An 18,518-nucleotide genomic window follows, 5' to 3' on the forward strand; every position below is an offset into this window, starting at 1 on the left:
AAATAAATGAAGGAGTGATTATCTTATGGATAACACAGTTGATACAAGTCAGTTGGCAACGTCAGTGAAGACGTTACCTGAATTACATCTTACCGGTGATTTGACCGGAATGAGTCATGAAGTATACAAGAACTTGTCGTTTGATTTTAAATTGAACGATGGTCGTGATATTAGTGGCTTTGCCAAGATTAAGTGGCAAGGGGATGGTTCGTTACGCTGGGACAAAAAGAGTTACAAGTTTAAGGCATACGAGGATGAGGCATGTAAGACAAAGCTTAAGTTTAAGCCGTTAGCAGATTGGGCCGAAAACAGCGACTTTAACCTGAAAGCCAATTATATGGACGTCACGCATGCTCGTAACATTACGAATGCCGCATTGTTTGCGGACATGACTGCGACGCGTCAGCATGTTAATGATGAATTAGCACAGGCGATTAACTTTGGGGAGATTCAGGGATTCCCAATTCGTTTGTGGATCAATGATAAATTTAATGGCGTATATACATTTAATACGGGGAAGAATGGCACGTTGTTGAACATGTCGAAAGATAATAAGAATCATGCGGCCGTAGAAGCGGCTCAGTTTAACGACACAACAGCTTTTAAAGCTGATACCGCCAAGTTTGATAATAGTGATTTCAGTGTAGAATTTCCTGACGCGCTATCTGATCCATTGAAAACGAGTTTTGAGAACCTGATGAAATTTGCCCACAATTCTTCAATTTTCGATTTCCGTGCCCATCAGGATGAATATATTAACGTTGAATCGGTTATTGACTTCGGTATCTTTGCCAATGTCATCGACGACACGGATATGGAAGTTAAAAATGCGATGTACGTCACTTACGACGGCACTCACTGGACCATGGTTCCTTATGACTTGGATACGAGTTGGCAATTACAATGGGATGGTAAATCATTGCAGCCGATTGATCAAGATCTATTCGACTTCCAAGGCAATCAGCTGTTATATAAGGCGTTTGCGGCTAACCAAGACCTTGTGTACAAACGTTATCGTGAGTTGCGTCAAACGGTATTGCGTGGGGATAATGTTATTAATCACATTAAGCAGTTTATGCAATCTGTTGGCGAACCAAATTATGAGAATGATTTGAAGACATGGCCTGATTTGCCAAGTGAAAAGCTAACGGGGATGTCACAGTTGCAGTATGATATGTCCAAACGACTGACTCTGATTGATGATCAAATTGAACGACATTTTGGCGGTGGTCGGACTCTAGTTACTCCGAACTTTATTAAAAACTCTGATTTTAAATATGATTTGAGAGACTGGACAGTTGTCGGCAATTTCTATCGAACAACTTATCCCGGTTCAATGAATAGTGGTAGTGCTGGGGCCGCATATTCACATTCAGGCTACAATCAGGTGATGTGGGATCGAATTGAAAGCACGCCGATTCCCATCAGTGACCCAGACAATCCGCCAGTGATTTCGTTTGGTGGCAAAATCATGCTCTCAAGCAATATCCCTCTTTCAGGCGACGATGAGATTCTTATTTCTGTGCTCTTCTTAGATGCCAATCAGCAAAGACTTGGTGGTGTAAATCTCGATAGTGATCACTCACAGCTTGAACATCCACAGTTCTTGAAGGCAGAAGGTATTCAAATTCCGAAAGGCACAGTCAATTTGCATATGGAGTTTGCGTTTAGTAGAAATGGTCACGCAATTTTGACTCAACCACAGTTAAACTTCACTCCGACATTAGGTAACTATGTAAGTGGCAATTAATTATGTTTAGATAAATTAAATAGAGTCCAACTACGCTTTATGCATAGTTGGACTCTATTTTTGAGTTCTATTATTCAGCTATTGTTTTCTCAGTAGTGGCAGGTTTCGTCGTATGTACGCTAACCAATGTATAGGTAGCGTTATCGGCCTCGTCATACAAAGAAACAGGTTGTTGTTCATTGGCATGAATTCTTAAATGATAGCCAAAGCCATCAAGATAGACCAACTCTTGTGCCGTAATACTTTCAACCGTCGCATTTTCCTTACGGCCATCGATGTGCAGCGTTAAATCGGGATTGATTTGAATTCTGTGGATGCGATGGTCGTTATGGTCGGAATATTTCCAGGTACCAGAAAACAACATTGGTAATGATGATTGATTATCAGCGTGCTTTTTACCTGAACGGGTAAATGTGCTTGATAATCCGGCGGCCAGTGACACGCCAAATAATAAAATATTCCGCTTTAACGACACAAATGCATCCTCGCTTTCTCTCTTTTGCCAGTTAACTTACAAGTATTAATATAGCACGATTTTACGCTGTTTCCTTATCCAAACCATTGGCGTAACGGAATTAAAATATTCCTGCAACCAATCTGACTTGATTACTGAAACTTCGTCATAAAATTGGTAAACTAGATGTATTAACAGATGATTGAAAAGTTTTCTTGAATCGTCTGGTAACGGATTAAAAAATTCATTTCGACGGAGGTTCTATAGCATGTTAAAACTAGGAATCATTGGCACGAACTGGATTACGCAGCAATTTGTTGAGGCCGCTGCAGCCAGCAAAGAATATGAACTGACAAGTGTTTACTCACGCCACGAAGAAAGCGGTAAGGCGTTTGCCGACAAGAACGGTGGTCAAGTTTACACAGATTTAGACAAGTTTTTTAACGATGGTGACTTTGACGTTGTTTACATTGCGTCACCGAACAGTTTACATTTTACCCAAACGTTAAAGGCAATTGATGCGGGCAAACAGATTATTGTAGAAAAACCGATTGTTTCTAACCCAGATGAATTTGCACAGATGAAGGCTGCTTTAGCCAAGCATCCTGAAATTCACGTGTTTGAAGCAGCACGTCACATTCACGAGCATAATTTCCGTGCAATTCGTAAGCAGCTAGCCAGCATGGAAAACATTAGTGGGGCGACCTTGACCTATATGAAGTATTCATCACGTTACGATGAATATCTGGCGGGCAAGGATCCAAATGTCTTCACGACAACATTTAGTGGTGGTGCCCTACAGGATCTCGGTGTCTACGTTGTGTATGACGCCGTTACTTGGTTTGGCAAGCCTAATCGGGTTCATTACTACGCCACGCCATTACGAACTGGTGCAGATGGTAAAGGGGTCGCTGTATTAGGTTATGATGGTTTTGACGTCACCCTGAACATTGGTAAGAATACGAATTCGTACCTACCATCAGAGATTTATGGCGTTAAAGACACGATTGTGATGGATAATGCGGCCGAATTGACTTCTGTTATTTACCATGCGGTTGATGGTTCGACGAAGCGGATTTCTGAAGAACCTGACGATAATCCGATGATCGCTGAAGCAAAAGATTTTGCGACCGTGATCAACGATCCTAAGAATCCAGACAATGTCCGTCATTATCAGACATGGCTCCATTTGAGTGAAATTGTTAACAGCGTACTGTTTGACCTGCGTCGCAAGGCTAGCATCGTCTTTCCAGCCGACAATAAATAGAAACGAGTATTATAGATGAACAAAGAATTTGAAACACATTTTAGTGAGTTGGGCTATACTCAACCCACTGCGATTCAAACGGGCGTTGAGGCACCGCTCACAAACGGTGAAAACGTTGTTGGGTTAGCACCTACCGGCTCTGGTAAAACAGTTGCCTTTGCGTTGCCGTTATTGGCTAAGATTTTGCCAGGGGATGGTACACAATTGCTAATCCTCGCGCCAAGTCAAGAACTGGCACAGCAAACAACGCGTGTCATGCGTGATTGGGCTGCTATTATTGGCATGAACGTTGCTGCGTTAACTGGTGGTGCCAATGTCAAACGGCAGATTGAACGTTTGAAAAAGAATCCGGAAGTCGTTGTTGGTACGCCAGGTCGGGTGCTCAACTTACTTGATGATCATCGTTTGAAGGCGCACTTGCTGACAAGTATCGTCATTGATGAGGCCGATGAATTGCTAGCTGGCGAAACACGGACTGACGTGGAAGACATTATTCGTGAAGCGCCCGGCGATGTTCAACTGAGTTTCTTCTCTGCAACGAAATCAGAAGCACTCGATCAGCTAACCAGCGAATTCGGTATTGAAGTGACCACCGTTGATGTGCGTGATATTGATGAAACCCAGGGACAAGTTAAGCACGGTCTGATGACTTTACCAGCCAACCAACGGGCGGTGATGCTACGTCGTTTTTCTCGCATTCAAGGATTTCAGGCATTGGTGTTTTTCAATCAGTTAGGTGAATTGGAACGGGCAGCTGCTTCAATGCGCCATGAACATGTGGCAGCGGTTTCTTTAGCCGGTAAACAACGGCAAGTACAACGTGCTGATGCGATGCGTGATTTTCGTAATGGCAAAGTTAAGTTTCTGTTGACGACCGATGTTGCGGCTAGGGGATTGGATATTCCCAATTTGCCAGCAGTCATCAATTACGATCTGCCCGGCTCACTGGTAACGTATACGCACCGTGTTGGCCGGACTGGGAGAATGGGTGCTAGTGGTCTTGTCATTAACTTTGGGAATGATCATGATATTCGTAGCCTAAAGCAAGTGCTGCGGGGGAGTGATTACCAACTTCAGCCACTGTACTTTGCTCATAATGCGTTTGTCGATGAACGACCACAACGTGGGGAGTCTGTTGGCAGTGTTGCAAAAAAGACAGCCCGTCCTGAGCAAGGCAGTAAAGCTAAAGCGCGTAGTGGTGAAAAGCTTGGTAGTACTACGGCAAAGCCAAAGCCTCAACGTGCCAAGACGGCTACGAGCCATTCAGCTAAGAAGAGTGACTCGGCTAAAGTACAGGTAGCTTCGAAGAAACCACATGCGCACAAAAAGCATTCGAAGAATAAAGGAATGCGGCACAAACATCAACTGAAGAATCAGGAAGGAAAATAACGTTATGCCATTAGTACGAGTTGACCTCCAACGAGGCCGTAGTAAATCAGAATTGAAGGCCATTTTAGATGCAGAACATAAAATCTTAGTCCAAGATTTTGGTGTTCCTGCGCGGGATCGCTACCAAATTGTGACACAACATGATCCAGAAGAAATGGAAATTGAGGATACCGGTTTTGGCATCGACAGAACAGACAAGTTCGTGATGATTCAAATCACCATGCGTGGTGGCCGGACTGAAACGCAGAAACGAACATTCTATGAAGACTTGGTTAAAGAACTTCAAATCAGTGCTGATATCGAGCCAAACGATGTAATGGTGGTCATCTCAGAAAATGGCAGTCCTGACTGGTCATTCGGAAATGGTGCCGCACAGTTTTTAAATTAGTGTATACTAAAAAACGGTTCATCCATTAAGATGAATCGTTTCATCTGTCCCTATAGTTTAACTGGATAAAACCGCCGCCTCCTAAGCGGCTGCTCCCAGTTCGAGTCTGGGTGGGGACATAACAAAATATTTAATTTACTGTGAAGGTCGCTTTTAAGTGACCTTTTTGTGTCTGAAATTAAGTGTGACAAGTACCTCTGTCAATCGTTATTGAATTTGTGTTTAGAAAAGGCTAATGCAATAGGTAGATTGCAAATTTAATCCGAATTTTTGGACAAATTGGTCAGCATAACCTGATACGGTGTTTTCCAGTCAAGTATTTTAAGCGGTCTCTGGTTAATTTGGAGTAACGTCGTCGTTAAATCTTGAGCACTAATGTGCTCAAAACGAGTCCCCTTAGGATAAAAATAACGTAAATTCCGATTAAAGCGTTCATTACTACCACGTTCAGCTGGCGTATAAGCATGACAGTAATAGGTCTTAATACCATATTGTGATTCAAATGATACTAGCCCACTAAACTCAGTACCACGGTCCACAGTAAAACTGTGCACCGGTCCATTAAAAGTTGTTAGGAACTTAGTCAGTGCTTCATTAACACTCGCTGTCGTTCGGTCCTTTAACCGATATGCCCAAAGGAACCGTGATTTGCGATCGATTAAAGTTAATAAAACTGCCTTACTATGCCCACGAGGGCCAACGACGGTATCTAGTTCAAAATCACCGATGCGATTACGTTGATTAATCATCATGGGACGCTGTTCAATCGATCGCCCCAAAGATTGATTATATTTGGATCGTTGGTCAACGTTACGCCGTTGGCGTACGCCATGTTCAGGTAGATCATTCAAGGAGAAACCAATTCTCCCCTGATTTAGCCAATTATAAATAGATTTAGTCGCTAGTTTAAATTCGTGAGCAATCATTCCTGGTGACCAGCTTAGATGTAAATGGTTGAGAATTGTTTGCTTTAACTCATCGCTCAGCTTAGTTTTCCGACCACATCGTGATCGCTTGTATTCGGCATCTGTTTGTGCTAATTCAGCCTGATAAGGTTGACATCGAGATAATTCATAAGAAATTGTTGACGGTGATCGGTTCAGCCGAACGCCCATTTGGATATTGGACAGCCCTAGTTCACAAAAGGTTTCGATTTTAATTCGTTCGGAATAGGTTATACTAGACAAAAGATCAGCTCCTAAAAGATGGGTTTGTTGTAAACACCATTTTAAAGGAAGCTGATCTTTTTTGTCCGAACAGCGTTCGGATTAATTTTACAATCTACTAATAACTTGCCTGTTATATCGAAATAGTATTTGGTTCCATCAATTGGCAACGTGTAATTTCCTACGTAGGCATAGAAACGATTTAAATCAAAATAATATGTGTCTCCATTAATCGTCTGCCATCCCGTTTGACGGGTACCATCTTTGTTGTAATCGTATAATTCACCGCCTTGTGTGATGAACCATCCCAGCAATTTTCCGGAGTTATCAAAGTAGTATCGTTTTATATCAAGTGATAATTCTTTGGTGCCAGCATAAGCAAAGTAACTTTGTGGATCAAAATAATAAGTGTTTCCGTTAAGAGATTGCCACCCAGTCTGAAGCTGACCATCTTTAGTGGCGTAATATATTTGTCCGTCTTGTCCAGTGAACAGACCAGTTTGCATGCGGCCAGATTTGTCAAAATAGTATCCTTTGTTGTCTATTTTGTTCATTCCAATATCAGCTGTGTACGTAGTCGGATCGAAATAATAGCTATTATTGTTTGTCGTTTGCCAACCCGTTGAAAGTTGACCAGATTGATTTGCATAGTAGGTTCGTCCATCCGTATCGAGCATGGTACCCTCTGTTTGCCCTCCAGATAGGATAGGTTTATCCAATCCTCCCCCATCGCCGAAGTGATATTCATAACCGTCTATATTGTGAGTTCCAACAATTGCTGCATAGCTGGTTGAATCAAAGTAAAAGGTGAGTCCATTGATTGTCTGCCATCCAGTTTGTAGCTGGCCCTTTTGATTAGAAAAATAATAATTATTCTCTTTGTCTGTAAAAGTCCCCTTTTGTAAAACACCATTCGAATCAAAATGATACTCTTGACCATCAATTCTATGGTTGCCTGTGACTGAAAGGTAGCTATTTGGTTCATAATACCTTGTGACTTCACCGGATGTTTGCCAACCGCCTTTTGACTGATTTGTCTCAGTACTGGATGAGCCCTGGTTAGCCGTCGACGTTGTTTCTAAGTTACCAGAATTACTGAATTGATAATTTTTGCCGTTGAGATTTTGCCACCCAGTCAACATTTGGCCTGAGCCATTCAGGTAGTACCAGCTACCGTTGAGATTTTGCCATCCAGTCAGCATTTGGCCAGAGCCATTCAGGTAATACCAGCTACCGTTGACACTCTGCCATCCAGTCAGCATTTGGCCAGAGCCATTCAGGTAATACCAGCTACCGTTGACACTCTGCCATCCAGTCAGCATTTGGCCAGAGCCATTCAGGTAATACCAGCTACCGTTGACACTCTGCCATCCAGTCAGCATTTGGCCAGAGCCATTCAGGTAATACCAGCTACCGTTGACACTCTGCCATCCAGTCAGCATTTGGCCAGAGCCATTCAAGTAGTACCAGTTACCGTTGACACTTTGCCATCCAGTCAGCATTTGACCTGAGCCATTCAGGTAATACCAGCTACCGTTGACACTTTGCCATCCAGTCAACATTTGGCCTGAGCCATTCAAGTAGTACCAACCGCCGTTAACATTTTGCCATCCAGTCAGCATTAGACCGCTACCATTTAAATAATACCAACTACCATTCATAACCTGCCAATTTTGCTTCCAAACGTGTGTACTGTCGTCCCATAGATACCATCCGGAGGGGTAGCTCCACCAACTGTCTGCATTGGCTCTGATTGTGGTCCCACCTAAAAATAAAGCAGATGAAATTATGGCCGGAATCATTAGTGATTTGACTTTTTTTGTAGAACGATTCATAAACTTTTGCCTTCCTTATGTAAGTTAAAATCAAAAAATGAATACTGGTAGTTTCATGCGAATTAACAACTAAGTGGCAGTGAGGAAGCTGTTTTATAAATTCAACAAGATTTACCAATCTTTATTTTTTATATAACAATAATAATATGTGAGCGCTTCTAAAGGCAAGCTAACGGGCTTTACACCGCTTAATTGCTAACTTTTACGGGAATTTAGTAATCTTAGATTTGCAAAAAAATTGGAGATGTCTAATAATAAACCGCATAAATGAGAAAGGGAAAAATGTAGTGCCGCTATAACTCACTGCGAATTATTAATTTGTATTTCTATCTATCTTACGATTTGATTTAGCAAATGGGTAAGTGTTTTGCCGATACAATCTTATCGTGGCATAATAAGTATGCTTAAGACAATAATACAAAGAGGTTAACAAAAATGAAATTTCATTCAATAGTATTGACTGTTTTCGCAACCGCACTAGTACCAGTTTCATTTTTAAGCGTGAATGCCAAAGCGAATTCTACTATCGATCCAAATAGCGCATGGAATGTGCTGATGCCAGAAGTACCTAAGGAAGAATTGGGGTCATGGATTCCATTTGCCTATAGTAAGTGGATAAAATCACCTAATGGCTGGCAATATGAAAGCGTCTCGGGAGACCAAGGACCGATAGTGGAAGAGACGGATTCACTCACGCTTGCTACTGGCTGGCAATTTATCAGTGGCACTTGGTACTATTTTGCACCTGATGGTGTGATGCAGACCGGTTGGCAATATGTGGATAACGGATGGTTCTATTTCAATACTAATGGTCAAATGCAAACAGTCTGGCAGCAAATCAATGGTAACTGGTACTACCTAAATCAAAACGGTCGAATGCAAACTGGTTGGCAATTTGTAGACAACGGCTGGTTTTATTTCAACGGTAACGGTCAGATGTTAACAGGCTGGCAGATGATTAACAATAACTGGTTCTACTTTAATTCCAATGGCCGTATGCAGACTGGTTGGCAGTATATAAATAGCAGTTGGTATTATTTGAACAACAATGGATACATGCAAAAAGGTTGGCAATATATTAACGGTAACTGGTATTTCATGACCACAAACGGTCAGATGCAAAATAGTGGAGTCGTCGATGGGTGGCAGATTTCTGCCAGTGGTGCGGCATTCAAAAAGTAAAACCAAGTCCTTATCTTTGGTTCGCAGCTGAGGGGTTGGCCCAGCGTTCCGATTATGCATTGTTGCTTCATTAGTACTTATCGTGCAATAATAAAAACGAGGGGAATAAAACGCGGAAGGTTCGATATTGTATGAAGAACTATTTATTTAAAGCTATTATTGCTAGTAGCGTATTAGGAATTGCCTTGGTTGGTAGCGCTAGTGTACATGCAGAAGATAATCAAGAAGGACAGTTTGACATTAGACAATTTACCAATACTAACCCAGCAAAAAGTTACTTTCAGGTCGCTGATCTTAGCGGTGATTGGGTACAGAGCTCTGATGGTTGGCGCTACCAATGGATTGCACAGTTGCCTACGAATGGTAATTCCGATTTCATTTATGAGCCAGCATCCTCAAGTGCAGTTGGATGGAATGCAATTGATGGAGAATGGTATTACTTTAATTCGCTTGGAATAATGCAAACGGGTTGGCAGTACGTAGATAATGGCTGGTTTTATTTTAATGCAAGTGGTCATATGGAAACAGGCTGGCAACAAATCAATGGACATTGGTATTACTTAAATCAGAATGGTCTCATGCAGACTGGCTGGCAGTTTGTAGACAATGGCTGGTTTTACCTCAATAGTAACGGTCAAATGCAAACAGGCTGGCAGCAAATCAATGGTAATTGGTATTATCTAAATCAAAACGGTCGAATGCAGACTGGTTGGCAATATGTAGATAATGGTTGGTTTTACTTCAACAGCAACGGTCAGATGTTAACTGGCTGGCAAATGATTAACAATAACTGGTTCTACCTTAATTCTAATGGTCGCATGCAAACAGGCTGGCAGTATATAAACAATAATTGGTATTATTTGAATGGTAGTGGTGATATGCTGACGGATGGTGTTGTAGATGGTTGGCAAATTACCGCAAGCGGTGTTGCGTTCAAAAAGTAATCGTTGAATTTAGGTGCTTTTGAAGAATCTGTTATGCATATAAGGCGATTTTCGGAATAGATAGATTGAACCCAAATTAAGAATTTGACCCTTTTAGAGAGTTCTTAGATAAAGCCTTTTTTCCACTTTAGGAAAAAAGGCTTCTTTTTTTGTAATCAACCGAGTATTCTATCTATGTAAAGGTCAGTTATTTTAGGGGGAATTATAGAATGAAAACCAATAAAAAGCTGTTAAAGTATCTTGCTTTAATTGCTGTGTCGGCTGGGTTAACTGCTGGTGCTTCAGAAATTAAAGTTAGCGCTGATAGTTGGTGGAGCTATCCATCTGGTTGGTATCTTTGGTCTGAGGGAGGAAATTCATGGGACAAAGGCTGGCAGAATGTAAATGGTCGTCAGTATTTTTTGGACGATTATTCTGGAGTCATGGCCACTGGATGGCGGAATATCGACTATAGCTGGTATTATTTTGGTAACGATGGTGCAACACGTACAGGTTGGCAATATATTGATGGTGCTTGGTATTATTTCAATGACGTAGGTGAAATGCAAACTGGTCAACACAATATAGGTGGTGCAAATTACTATCTTAGTCCAAACAATGGTCGCATGATGACTGGTTGGCAGTACTACGGTAGTGATTGGCATCTCTTTAGTCCCAGTGGAGCAATGCAAACCGGATGGAATGATGTTAACAACACTTGGTATTATTTGAATGAGTATGGTGATATGGAGACGGGAACGACCAATGTCAACGGTATCGAATATTACTTTAATCCAAATGGTTCTATGGTGACCGGTTGGCGTCATGATTATCAGTGGTATTATTATTCACCAGTAAATGGTGCTTTAACTAAGGGGTGGTTTGAGGTTAATGGCACTTGGTACTACTCGGAATCTAATATGGGCGCAATGCAAACCGGCAAAATTAGTTGGCAAACATATGATTACTATATGCAGCCTGATGGTGCTATGCTCCATGATGGTTGGGCATGGTCAGCAGACAATGAAGCATGGGTATATGCTGATGGATCTGGCCATTTAGCAAATGGTTGGCGTCAAATCAACGGAGCGTGGTATTACTTCTATAATGATTTTATGACAACTGGAGAAAGATATATTGACGGGCGAGAAAATATGTTTGATGAGCACAGTGGTGCATGGCAAGGTTATGCCAATTGATTGGAGTATTAAATAAGGATTTAATAGTCGCTGCGCAGTAGCAAAGCGATTATTGAATCCTTTTTTATTATTGTTGAACATTGTGAAATAATATTCTTAATACCATGTGATATAAGCGCATTCTGTAGAAAACTTGTTTACATTATAATTCGGTGATTATATAGTTGATTTATGGGATTGGAGTATATGAAAAACCTCCGGGAGTTGGTATTGTGTCAAGGGCAGTTTAAAAATGTAGGTTTTCGGCAGAAAGAAATGTAGGTTTTCGGCAGTTACTTGAGGCCACGTAATCGGTAAGATTTACCAGTGATCTTCACTACGTGAACATGATGAACCAAGCGATCGAGAATGGCTGCTGTCACAGTTGGGTTCTGGAAAATATCAACCCAAGCGGATAGATCACTATTGCTGGTAATGATCGTTGAATGCTTTTCATAGCGGGCATTGACTAGCTGAAATAAGAGGTTAGCTTCTTGGTGACCAATTGGCAAATACCCAATTTCATCAATAATTAATAGGTCATAGCGCGAATAGCGGCTTAGAGATCGATCAAGCAGTCCTTTTTCGTAAGCTGCTCTCAATCTAATCAACAGCTCATGACAATTAATAAAGAGAACCCGACAGCCCTGTTTACAGGCCTCAATCCCAATACTAATTGCCAAGTGGGTTTTACCGACTCCCGGATTGCCAATAAAGATTAAGTTTTCAGACTTTTCCATAAAAGCCAGATTCTGGAATTCCAGAACCTCTTGGCGATTCATACTGGGTTGAAAGCTAAAATCAAATGTATCTAGGGATTTTGTATTGGGGAACCGAGCACGGCCAATGGCCCGTGCAATCTGACCTTCGTGTCGATTCTGGAGTTCCGAATTAGTTAAATCAATTAGCGCCTCAGTTAATGACAGATTATCAGTGTGAATTTGATCAAGGTAATTCGGCAAGTATTCACGGATTTTGTTTAACCCTAAGCGCTCAAGATTATTTAAAAGAATTTGATTATTAGTGGTCATGGTAGCCTCCTATAAGTTGTCGTAATCAGTCATATGTTCACGAATGTAAGCTGAAATGTCTTCATCTGTCCGCCCTTTAAGCAAATCAGATTTGAGGATATTGAACTGATCTTGGGGGTCATAATTCAGCGAATTGGTAGTTATGGAGTGCGTACGAATTTCTTCTCCGTTATAATAAATGTGAATGCGCTGCTCATCATTGGAGATTTCAACAGCAACCGTACAACCAATGTATCGCGGATCTACTGAGTACTTACATTTGCGGAAATTGATCATGGCCTCCTTCGAAACGACACGGGTAATGTTTTCTTCGAAGTATGGTTCAAGGAGATTAACTGGAACGCGATGAAGGTACTCTTTTTCTTCGTCTAACCATTTCAGGTACGGGACTTCGTCCGTGGCCTGCGAAGTTTCATGATTTAGATCATCTCGGAGCATATGAACTAGTTCGATTAGCTCAGTTCCATCAGCAAATTCAGTATTGTATGGCCGTAAACGTTCAACCGTGCGAGCAAGGGCTTCAACTGCACCTTTAGTTTGTGGTCTGAATGGTCGACAAGCAATTGGTGTGAAACCGGCATCTTTACAGAATTCGTGGAACCGTTCGTTAAAGACAGCGTGGCCAAACTGGGATTTTGTATGATCCACAACGGTTTTCATATTATCAAACCAGATTTCCGTCGGAATACCTCCGGTATGAAGGAAAGCGTCGTGTAAGCAAGAAAAGAGGGTATCTTGGCTCCGATCAAAGGTTAGTGTCATATATTTGAGTTTTGAATAAGGCAATACATACAAGAAAATATTGAATTTAAACAGCTCACCCTCGCTGCTCACTAGGGCCATTTCTTCTTTCCAGTCAACTTGAGCAGAGAGACCAGGGGAATGTTCAATCCGAATGGTAGCTTTCTTAACTCGTTCTCGGCGGGTTTGGCGACAATAATCTTTCACGAGGGTATAGCTGCCGGTAAAGCCCTTCTTCTGGATAAATTTAAAAATTGAAGCAGCCGAACAATTTAGTTCAAGCTTTGAATCGATGGTTTGCTTGAATGGATCCAGTAAACTTGGCCGTTTCGGTCGACCACTTGGTCGGCCCTTAAGTCCAGCTTTGACTTCCTCATAGGCTTTCTTAACGGTTCGATAATCAACATTATATTGCCGGGCAATCTCGGCGAAGTTAGGCTTAATATTTTCAGTCACGTAAATCGTCACTCCTTCTCTTAAATCACGTCTCACATCAAATTCCTCCTACACTCTGATGTGATTCATGATACAAAAAATGTAGGAAAACCAACAGTTCTAACCTGCCGTTTTCCTACATTTTACGGGTGCCTTTTACAGTATTGAAATGATTGAAAACGATGCAATTATTGATTATTTATTACAAGCAGTTAAAAGTAACGGAAAACCCAAAAAGGTTTTAAAAAACAAAAAAGCTCGATCGATTTCTTATATAGCTGAAATGGGGAAACCAAATTTTGAAAGTAAACAAATAGTTAGTTTGATGTTAAAGGCTATGCGTGCTGGCATTATTCAATTTGTTAAGTCTGAACCACGGTTGGAATGGAACGAAAATGATTTTCCCGTGCTACTGGTTCCAGTAGATAATGCCAAAAAGGTTCTTTCTGAACTGCATCAAGCAAAATAGCCATATTTATTGTTCTGTTATGATTAATATTTGAGATCGAAAAAAGACGCCTTGCAAGGCGTCTTTTTTATTTTTGAAATGCCCAATGATTGATAGGCCCATATTTATGACCAACCGCAATTTGATTTGCAATGGACACATTAACGTACTGTTTCGCGATAGTAATTGCTTCTCTAACCGTTTGTCCCTTAGCCAGTTCAGCTGTAATGCACGCAGACAATGAGTCACCAGTGCCATTAACTCTATCAGTGTGGACATAGGGCGCGCTGAGCCAGAAATGTTCGCCGCTTTCTAATAGGACAAGATCGCGAACCTCGGTCTGTGATGCATCACTGTGTTGACCTTTGATCATCACATTTTTAGCGCCCATGTTTTGAAGCTTTTCAGCGGCAGTTAACATTTCGTCATCCGTTTTGATTGTCATGTCAGCTAATTTTTGTGCTTCAAAGAAGTTTGGCGTGATGACAGTTGCCAAGGGTACTAGCTGTTCACGAAGAGTTTCAAAAGCGGTAGTTTCAAGCAACATTGCGCCATGTTTAGTCACAATCACTGGATCGACAACTAATGGACCAAAGTTAACGCGTTTGTAATTGGAAACGACGTTACTAATTAACTCAGCGTCAGCCAGCATGCCGGTCTTAGCGGCTCTTAAATCGAAATCGTCAGCTAATGATGTAAATTGTTGATTGATGAAGTCGGCAGGCATAGATGTTGAGGCTTGAATGCCATAAGAATTACCGGCAACGCAGGCTGTAACAATCGACATTCCATAAACATTACGCGTGAAGAAAGTGTTTAAGTCAGCTTGCAAGCCAGCACTACCGTCTGAGTCAGACCCGGCAATAGTGACTACTTGAGGAAATTCGTTTGCCATTTCGCAAAAACCTCACTTTTGATTGATATTGTAGTTAGCTTAGCACAAACCAAATAGGAGACGACAGCATTTTTTACCGATTTGGGTGTGAGACAGACAAATGACCAATAATGTCCGACGTTTATTTGATTAAGCCGGAAGTGTTGACAAATAGTTAGGTACCTATATAATAGCCGATATTAGGTGCCTAACTAACCCTAAGTGGAGGAAAATTATGACAACAGAAAATAATAATGAACTATTTCGTACTTTAATGGATTTAACGAAACAAATGCAACGCTATGGTTTTGCCACACGTGGTATGAACCATGGACGGCATCATGGTTTTGGTCGGGGACGGTTATTGCAACTCATTGCGGATCACGATAATGTAACGCAAAGTGAATTGGCTGAATTGCTGGATGTTCGTCCGTCTTCGCTATCTGAAATGCTGAGTAAATTAGCCGAACATGATCTAATTGAGCGGAAGCCAGATGAAAATGATAAGCGTGTCACACACGTTGCTTTAACTGATGCTGGTCGCAAACGTTTGTCGGAGCGTCAACAAGCAAATGATGATTACTTGAGTGGTTTATTTGATGGTTTGACTGATGAAGAATCTACCCAACTACAACAACTGTTAGCCAAACTAGATGGGTCGTTGAAGGATAAGTTAGCTGAGATGGGTGACGCTCCAGAGGAAGACTTTGGTTCTTTCACTGGCGGTAATGGCCATTTTGGACGGCGTTCGTTTGGCGGTCATGAGGGTTTTGGCCTAAGAGAACATGGCTTTGATCGTCGTCATCATGATGGTGACTTTGGTCAGAATAGTATGAATATGATGAATGGCATGTGGCGTTAAATCATTCATAAAAAATAACAACCATCGTAATTTGATGGTCGTTATTTGATACATATAATAGCTAAGGCTAGGGTTTGGGTGCGAAGGCATCCTCTAACATTGTGAATGAAATAAATGCTGTTCCGGCCAAAAGGAGACCGGCAATAATGCCAACAACTAAACCAGTGACGACTTGACCGGAAATCAAACCGTACAACAGACCAATTAGAATGATGAGTGGTAACACACTGCCAGAAATCCAAACAATAAGTGAATCATCGCGTTGCATGATAAATCCCCCTTGTATTATGTTGACAAAATGTGATAAATATTTGCTCCATCTATGTTGTATCATACTGGTAAGTAGAAAACGGAATTCTAAGAAAAAATGGTTTCATTTCTTAGAGAATAACAACTTTTATATTTGGGGGATAGTGCATGATGCCAGTATTAACTGCAGACTTTTTCACTGGTCGGCCAACAGAAAAAATTGCGAAAGATTTGTTAGGTGTTACTTTAACACGGAAAACAGACAGCGGTATCGTTGGCGGAGTTATTGTGGAAACAGAAGCCTATTTAGGCGATCAGGATACGGCAGCACATGCTTTTGGACATCGTAAAAGTAAGGCAAACGCGGCCCTGTTTGATGAGGCAGGAACGCTATATTTCTATACGATGCGTGGCTCGATTTTGATGAATCTTATTTGTCAATCAATTGGAACGCCACAAGGGGTGTTACTTCGGGCCATTGAGCCGACAATTGGGATTGAACAGATGACACAAAATCGACCGAGGGCCGGCGTTGAGCTGACTAATGGACCTGCTAAGATGACCGCGGCAATGGGTGTTGTCAGTTTGCGTTTTAACAATACACATTTGGATCAATCACAATTTGCCCTTAATAAGGACGATGAACACCAACCTCAACAAATCGTTAGTTCAGCACGTATCGGTGTCAGCGAAGGGAACTGGCATGATCGAGAGTTGCGTTTTTATGTTGGTGGCAATCCATATGTGTCAAGGATGCGAAAACGAGAAATGGATTGGACAACTCGAGGTTGGAAAGCAAACTGAAAGAGTTGCATTAATGCAGCAAAAACTGATATTTACCTAAGTTTTGTTAATGAAGGGTCGACAGATGGCCTTCAAAGTCGTAAATTGTTATGTTAGTTGTTTAATTAAGTTAAATTGGAGTTTTCTAAATGGCGACATTAATAAAGTTGTTTAAGAAGTATCAAGCGCAAATTGCCTATCTTTTCTTTGGTGGTCTCACAACAGTCATTAATTTGATCACGTTTGGGATTGCCAATTATTGGTGGCACTGGAATTATCAAGTGGCGACTGTGTGGGCTTGGATTATTGCGGTTTTATTCGCATACGTAACAAACAAGTTATGGGTTTTCTCTTCTAAGGCATCTGGCTTTACTGCTATTTTTAAGGAGATGTTGTCCTTTTTTGGTTTTCGCATCCTAACATTGTTTTTCGAAATGATTATTATGTTTGTCGGAATTTCAGTTTTGCATGGAAATGCGATGTTAGTGAAGATTATTGATCAAATTATTGTAGTTGTGTCGAATTACTTCTTCAGTAAATGGTATATATTTAAAACGAACGATATTTAGATCATTTGTTCAGTAATAGGAGAGTGTGTCCGTTTCATGGGCATGCTCTTTTCGTTTTTTATTGCGTTGTGTTTTAATAAAGTAATGGAAATTTGAGTAGAAAGAGCGGAAATGTTATGAAACGGTTTTTCAGAATCTTTTTACGCCGGTTTGGTAATGCACAAGTAAGTAATTCGGCGGTTATATTAGCTTGGTACTCGTTACTTTCGATTTTTCCAGCTGTCATTGTTATTGGAAATTTGTTACCAATATTCGGTATTAATGCAAGAACTGTATTGGATTATTTACAAACGGCCGTTCCTACAGATGTATATAAAACATTAGCCCCATCAATTTTGTCTTTTTTGCAACGAGGTAGTGGTAGTTTATTATCAATTGGTGCTGTCGTGGCATTATGGTCCACCAGTCAGGTTGTTGCAGCATTTCAAAGAACTGTGAATCAAGCTTATGGTGTCGGTGAAAATCAAAATGCAATAATAAATCGCTTGTTTTCTTTCTTGTGGATGATTTTAGTGATTATAATCATGGCTTTTATCATTCTTTTCTTTACTTTAGGACAAGTTGTCGTTAAACAATTGACGCCATTATTACATTTAAGTCGTAATATCACAGGTGTTGTGAGTTCATTGAAATGGCCAGTAACGCTTGGATTGTTATTTATTTTATTACTATTACTCTATTACTTTTTGCCTAATGCGCATTTAAAATGGCGATATGTATGGGTAGGGGCATTGACATCAACAATTATATGGCTGTTGTTGTCGCAGTTGTTTTCACTCTATGTGGATTACTTTGCAAAATCAGTAACCACTTACAAAACGGTGGGGTCGGTTATTGTAATTATGATGTGGTTGGATTTTTCTGGAGTAATTATTTTGACAGGATCGGTTTTGAACGCGACATTACAGGAGTATTTTAGTGGTGAAATTATTGAGAGCCGTCAATCTTTGCATTGGATCACAAAGATATTTCAAAAAGAATAATGCTTTTTGTA

19 protein-coding genes, 1 tRNA gene and 2 pseudogenes are annotated in these 18,518 nt (G+C 40.9%); 13 read left to right on the forward strand and 9 right to left on the reverse strand.

From position 1 onward, the window contains the following. The first annotated feature begins 25 nt into the window (after window positions 1-25). The gene (locus tag ABUE36_RS05335; protein WP_421017290.1) at window positions 26-1,750 is read left to right on the forward strand and encodes a CotH kinase family protein; all 1,725 of its coding nucleotides are present in this window, start codon (window positions 26-28) and stop codon (window positions 1,748-1,750) included. A 70-nt stretch (window positions 1,751-1,820) separates the two neighbouring features. Here ABUE36_RS05335 and ABUE36_RS05340 read toward each other — a convergent pair whose 3' ends face one another. Continuing rightward, window positions 1,821-2,225, reverse strand: a complete 405-nt coding sequence (locus tag ABUE36_RS05340; RefSeq protein ID WP_161001102.1) for a DUF4828 domain-containing protein — start codon at window positions 2,223-2,225, stop codon at window positions 1,821-1,823. Window positions 2,226-2,472: 247 nt separating this feature from the next. On the opposite strand from ABUE36_RS05340, the gene ABUE36_RS05345 reads away from it, so the two are divergent. From ABUE36_RS05345 to ABUE36_RS05360, 4 genes are all read left to right on the forward strand, one after another. Next, window positions 2,473-3,471: a Gfo/Idh/MocA family protein gene (locus tag ABUE36_RS05345; protein ID WP_421017291.1), complete on the forward strand. Its 999-nt coding sequence runs from the start codon at window positions 2,473-2,475 to the stop codon at window positions 3,469-3,471. Between the two features lie 15 nt (window positions 3,472-3,486). Next, window positions 3,487-4,860 (forward strand): DEAD/DEAH box helicase, encoded by a 1,374-nt coding sequence (locus tag ABUE36_RS05350; protein WP_421017292.1) that lies wholly within the window; start codon window positions 3,487-3,489, stop codon window positions 4,858-4,860. 4 nt (window positions 4,861-4,864) lie between these two features. Continuing rightward, window positions 4,865-5,248, forward strand: coding sequence for a tautomerase family protein (locus tag ABUE36_RS05355; RefSeq protein WP_421017293.1), 384 nt, complete (start codon window positions 4,865-4,867; stop codon window positions 5,246-5,248). 46 nt (window positions 5,249-5,294) lie between these two features. Further along, window positions 5,295-5,367 (forward strand) — tRNA-Arg (locus tag ABUE36_RS05360). A gap of 138 nt (window positions 5,368-5,505) precedes the next feature. Here the strand turns inward: ABUE36_RS05360 and ABUE36_RS05365 are convergent. From ABUE36_RS05365 to ABUE36_RS05380, 4 genes and pseudogenes are all read right to left on the reverse strand, one after another. Further along, window positions 5,506-6,435 carry an IS30-like element ISLpl1 family transposase gene (locus ABUE36_RS05365; protein ID WP_096109805.1) on the reverse strand — a complete coding sequence of 310 codons (930 nt, stop codon included), beginning with the start codon at window positions 6,433-6,435 and terminating at the stop codon, window positions 5,506-5,508. 41 nt (window positions 6,436-6,476) lie between these two features. Continuing rightward, window positions 6,477-7,091, reverse strand: a complete 615-nt coding sequence (locus ABUE36_RS05370) for a hypothetical protein (RefSeq protein WP_421017463.1) — start codon at window positions 7,089-7,091, stop codon at window positions 6,477-6,479. Window positions 7,092-7,265: 174 nt separating this feature from the next. Beyond that, a pseudogene (locus ABUE36_RS05375) lies at window positions 7,266-7,364 on the reverse strand (hypothetical protein); the annotation flags it as partial. Window positions 7,365-7,505: 141 nt separating this feature from the next. Then, window positions 7,506-8,078, reverse strand: a pseudogene (locus ABUE36_RS05380) (hypothetical protein); the annotation flags it as partial. Between the two features lie 606 nt (window positions 8,079-8,684). On the opposite strand from ABUE36_RS05380, the gene ABUE36_RS05385 reads away from it, so the two are divergent. The 3 genes from ABUE36_RS05385 to ABUE36_RS05395 all read left to right on the forward strand — a co-directional run bounded on the left by ABUE36_RS05385 (window position 8,685) and on the right by ABUE36_RS05395 (window position 11,553). Beyond that, window positions 8,685-9,431, forward strand: a complete 747-nt coding sequence (locus ABUE36_RS05385; RefSeq protein WP_421017294.1) for a hypothetical protein — start codon at window positions 8,685-8,687, stop codon at window positions 9,429-9,431. Between the two features lie 131 nt (window positions 9,432-9,562). Continuing rightward, complete coding sequence (locus ABUE36_RS05390) at window positions 9,563-10,375, forward strand: hypothetical protein (RefSeq protein WP_421017295.1); 813 nt, start codon at window positions 9,563-9,565, stop codon at window positions 10,373-10,375. Between the two features lie 209 nt (window positions 10,376-10,584). Then, window positions 10,585-11,553 carry a hypothetical protein gene (locus ABUE36_RS05395; RefSeq protein WP_421017296.1) on the forward strand — a complete coding sequence of 323 codons (969 nt, stop codon included), beginning with the start codon at window positions 10,585-10,587 and terminating at the stop codon, window positions 11,551-11,553. A gap of 272 nt (window positions 11,554-11,825) precedes the next feature. Here ABUE36_RS05395 and istB read toward each other — a convergent pair whose 3' ends face one another. Together istB and istA are read right to left on the reverse strand one after the other, a co-directional pair. After that, complete coding sequence (istB, locus tag ABUE36_RS05400; protein ID WP_014386885.1) at window positions 11,826-12,563, reverse strand: IS21-like element helper ATPase IstB; 738 nt, start codon at window positions 12,561-12,563, stop codon at window positions 11,826-11,828. A gap of 9 nt (window positions 12,564-12,572) precedes the next feature. Beyond that, window positions 12,573-13,796, reverse strand: a complete 1,224-nt coding sequence (gene istA / locus ABUE36_RS05405; protein WP_003555353.1) for an IS21 family transposase — start codon at window positions 13,794-13,796, stop codon at window positions 12,573-12,575. 112 nt (window positions 13,797-13,908) lie between these two features. Here istA and ABUE36_RS05410 point away from each other — a divergent pair, with 112 nt between their 5' ends. After that, window positions 13,909-14,208, forward strand: coding sequence for a hypothetical protein (locus ABUE36_RS05410; protein ID WP_421017297.1), 300 nt, complete (start codon window positions 13,909-13,911; stop codon window positions 14,206-14,208). Between the two features lie 67 nt (window positions 14,209-14,275). Here the strand turns inward: ABUE36_RS05410 and thiD are convergent, their stop codons facing one another. Next, a complete protein-coding gene (gene thiD / locus ABUE36_RS05415; protein WP_421017298.1) occupies window positions 14,276-15,082 on the reverse strand; it encodes a bifunctional hydroxymethylpyrimidine kinase/phosphomethylpyrimidine kinase in 807 nt (268 codons plus the stop codon). A 214-nt stretch (window positions 15,083-15,296) separates the two neighbouring features. Here thiD and ABUE36_RS05420 point away from each other — a divergent pair, with 214 nt between their 5' ends. Further along, window positions 15,297-15,923 carry a MarR family winged helix-turn-helix transcriptional regulator gene (locus tag ABUE36_RS05420; protein ID WP_421017299.1) on the forward strand — a complete coding sequence of 209 codons (627 nt, stop codon included), beginning with the start codon at window positions 15,297-15,299 and terminating at the stop codon, window positions 15,921-15,923. 67 nt (window positions 15,924-15,990) lie between these two features. On the opposite strand, the gene ABUE36_RS05425 is transcribed toward ABUE36_RS05420, so the two are convergent. Further along, window positions 15,991-16,191, reverse strand: a complete 201-nt coding sequence (locus ABUE36_RS05425) for a hypothetical protein (RefSeq protein ID WP_421017300.1) — start codon at window positions 16,189-16,191, stop codon at window positions 15,991-15,993. A 149-nt stretch (window positions 16,192-16,340) separates the two neighbouring features. Here ABUE36_RS05425 and ABUE36_RS05430 point away from each other — a divergent pair, with 149 nt between their 5' ends. The 3 genes from ABUE36_RS05430 (at window position 16,341) to ABUE36_RS05440 (ending at window position 18,507) form a co-directional block, all read left to right on the forward strand. Then, window positions 16,341-16,976 carry a DNA-3-methyladenine glycosylase gene (locus tag ABUE36_RS05430; RefSeq protein WP_421017301.1) on the forward strand — a complete coding sequence of 212 codons (636 nt, stop codon included), beginning with the start codon at window positions 16,341-16,343 and terminating at the stop codon, window positions 16,974-16,976. 128 nt (window positions 16,977-17,104) lie between these two features. After that, window positions 17,105-17,524: a GtrA family protein gene (locus ABUE36_RS05435; protein ID WP_421017302.1), complete on the forward strand. Its 420-nt coding sequence runs from the start codon at window positions 17,105-17,107 to the stop codon at window positions 17,522-17,524. Window positions 17,525-17,640: 116 nt separating this feature from the next. Next, complete coding sequence (locus ABUE36_RS05440) at window positions 17,641-18,507, forward strand: YihY/virulence factor BrkB family protein (RefSeq protein ID WP_421017303.1); 867 nt, start codon at window positions 17,641-17,643, stop codon at window positions 18,505-18,507. Window positions 18,508-18,518: the final 11 nt, after the last annotated feature.

This window comes from Furfurilactobacillus cerevisiae, from assembly GCF_048961765.1.
Classification (GTDB): domain Bacteria; phylum Bacillota; class Bacilli; order Lactobacillales; family Lactobacillaceae; genus Furfurilactobacillus; species Furfurilactobacillus milii_A.

Coding starts and splice junctions, on each gene's coding strand:
- ABUE36_RS05385 (WP_421017294.1), top strand. CDS start 8,685: ATGAAATTTCATTCAATAGTATTGACTGTTTTCGCAACCGCACTAGTA.
- thiD (WP_421017298.1), bottom strand. CDS start 15,082: ATGGCAAACGAATTTCCTCAAGTAGTCACTATTGCCGGGTCTGACTCA.
- ABUE36_RS05425 (WP_421017300.1), bottom strand. CDS start 16,191: ATGCAACGCGATGATTCACTTATTGTTTGGATTTCTGGCAGTGTGTTA.
- ABUE36_RS05370 (WP_421017463.1), bottom strand. CDS start 7,091: ATGCTCGATACGGATGGACGAACCTACTATGCAAATCAATCTGGTCAA.
- istB (WP_014386885.1), bottom strand. CDS start 12,563: ATGACCACTAATAATCAAATTCTTTTAAATAATCTTGAGCGCTTAGGG.
- ABUE36_RS05335 (WP_421017290.1), top strand. CDS start 26: ATGGATAACACAGTTGATACAAGTCAGTTGGCAACGTCAGTGAAGACG.
- ABUE36_RS05430 (WP_421017301.1), top strand. CDS start 16,341: ATGATGCCAGTATTAACTGCAGACTTTTTCACTGGTCGGCCAACAGAA.
- ABUE36_RS05440 (WP_421017303.1), top strand. CDS start 17,641: ATGAAACGGTTTTTCAGAATCTTTTTACGCCGGTTTGGTAATGCACAA.
- ABUE36_RS05395 (WP_421017296.1), top strand. CDS start 10,585: ATGAAAACCAATAAAAAGCTGTTAAAGTATCTTGCTTTAATTGCTGTG.
- ABUE36_RS05355 (WP_421017293.1), top strand. CDS start 4,865: ATGCCATTAGTACGAGTTGACCTCCAACGAGGCCGTAGTAAATCAGAA.
- ABUE36_RS05410 (WP_421017297.1), top strand. CDS start 13,909: ATGATTGAAAACGATGCAATTATTGATTATTTATTACAAGCAGTTAAA.
- ABUE36_RS05345 (WP_421017291.1), top strand. CDS start 2,473: ATGTTAAAACTAGGAATCATTGGCACGAACTGGATTACGCAGCAATTT.
- ABUE36_RS05350 (WP_421017292.1), top strand. CDS start 3,487: ATGAACAAAGAATTTGAAACACATTTTAGTGAGTTGGGCTATACTCAA.
- ABUE36_RS05435 (WP_421017302.1), top strand. CDS start 17,105: ATGGCGACATTAATAAAGTTGTTTAAGAAGTATCAAGCGCAAATTGCC.
- ABUE36_RS05420 (WP_421017299.1), top strand. CDS start 15,297: ATGACAACAGAAAATAATAATGAACTATTTCGTACTTTAATGGATTTA.
- ABUE36_RS05390 (WP_421017295.1), top strand. CDS start 9,563: ATGAAGAACTATTTATTTAAAGCTATTATTGCTAGTAGCGTATTAGGA.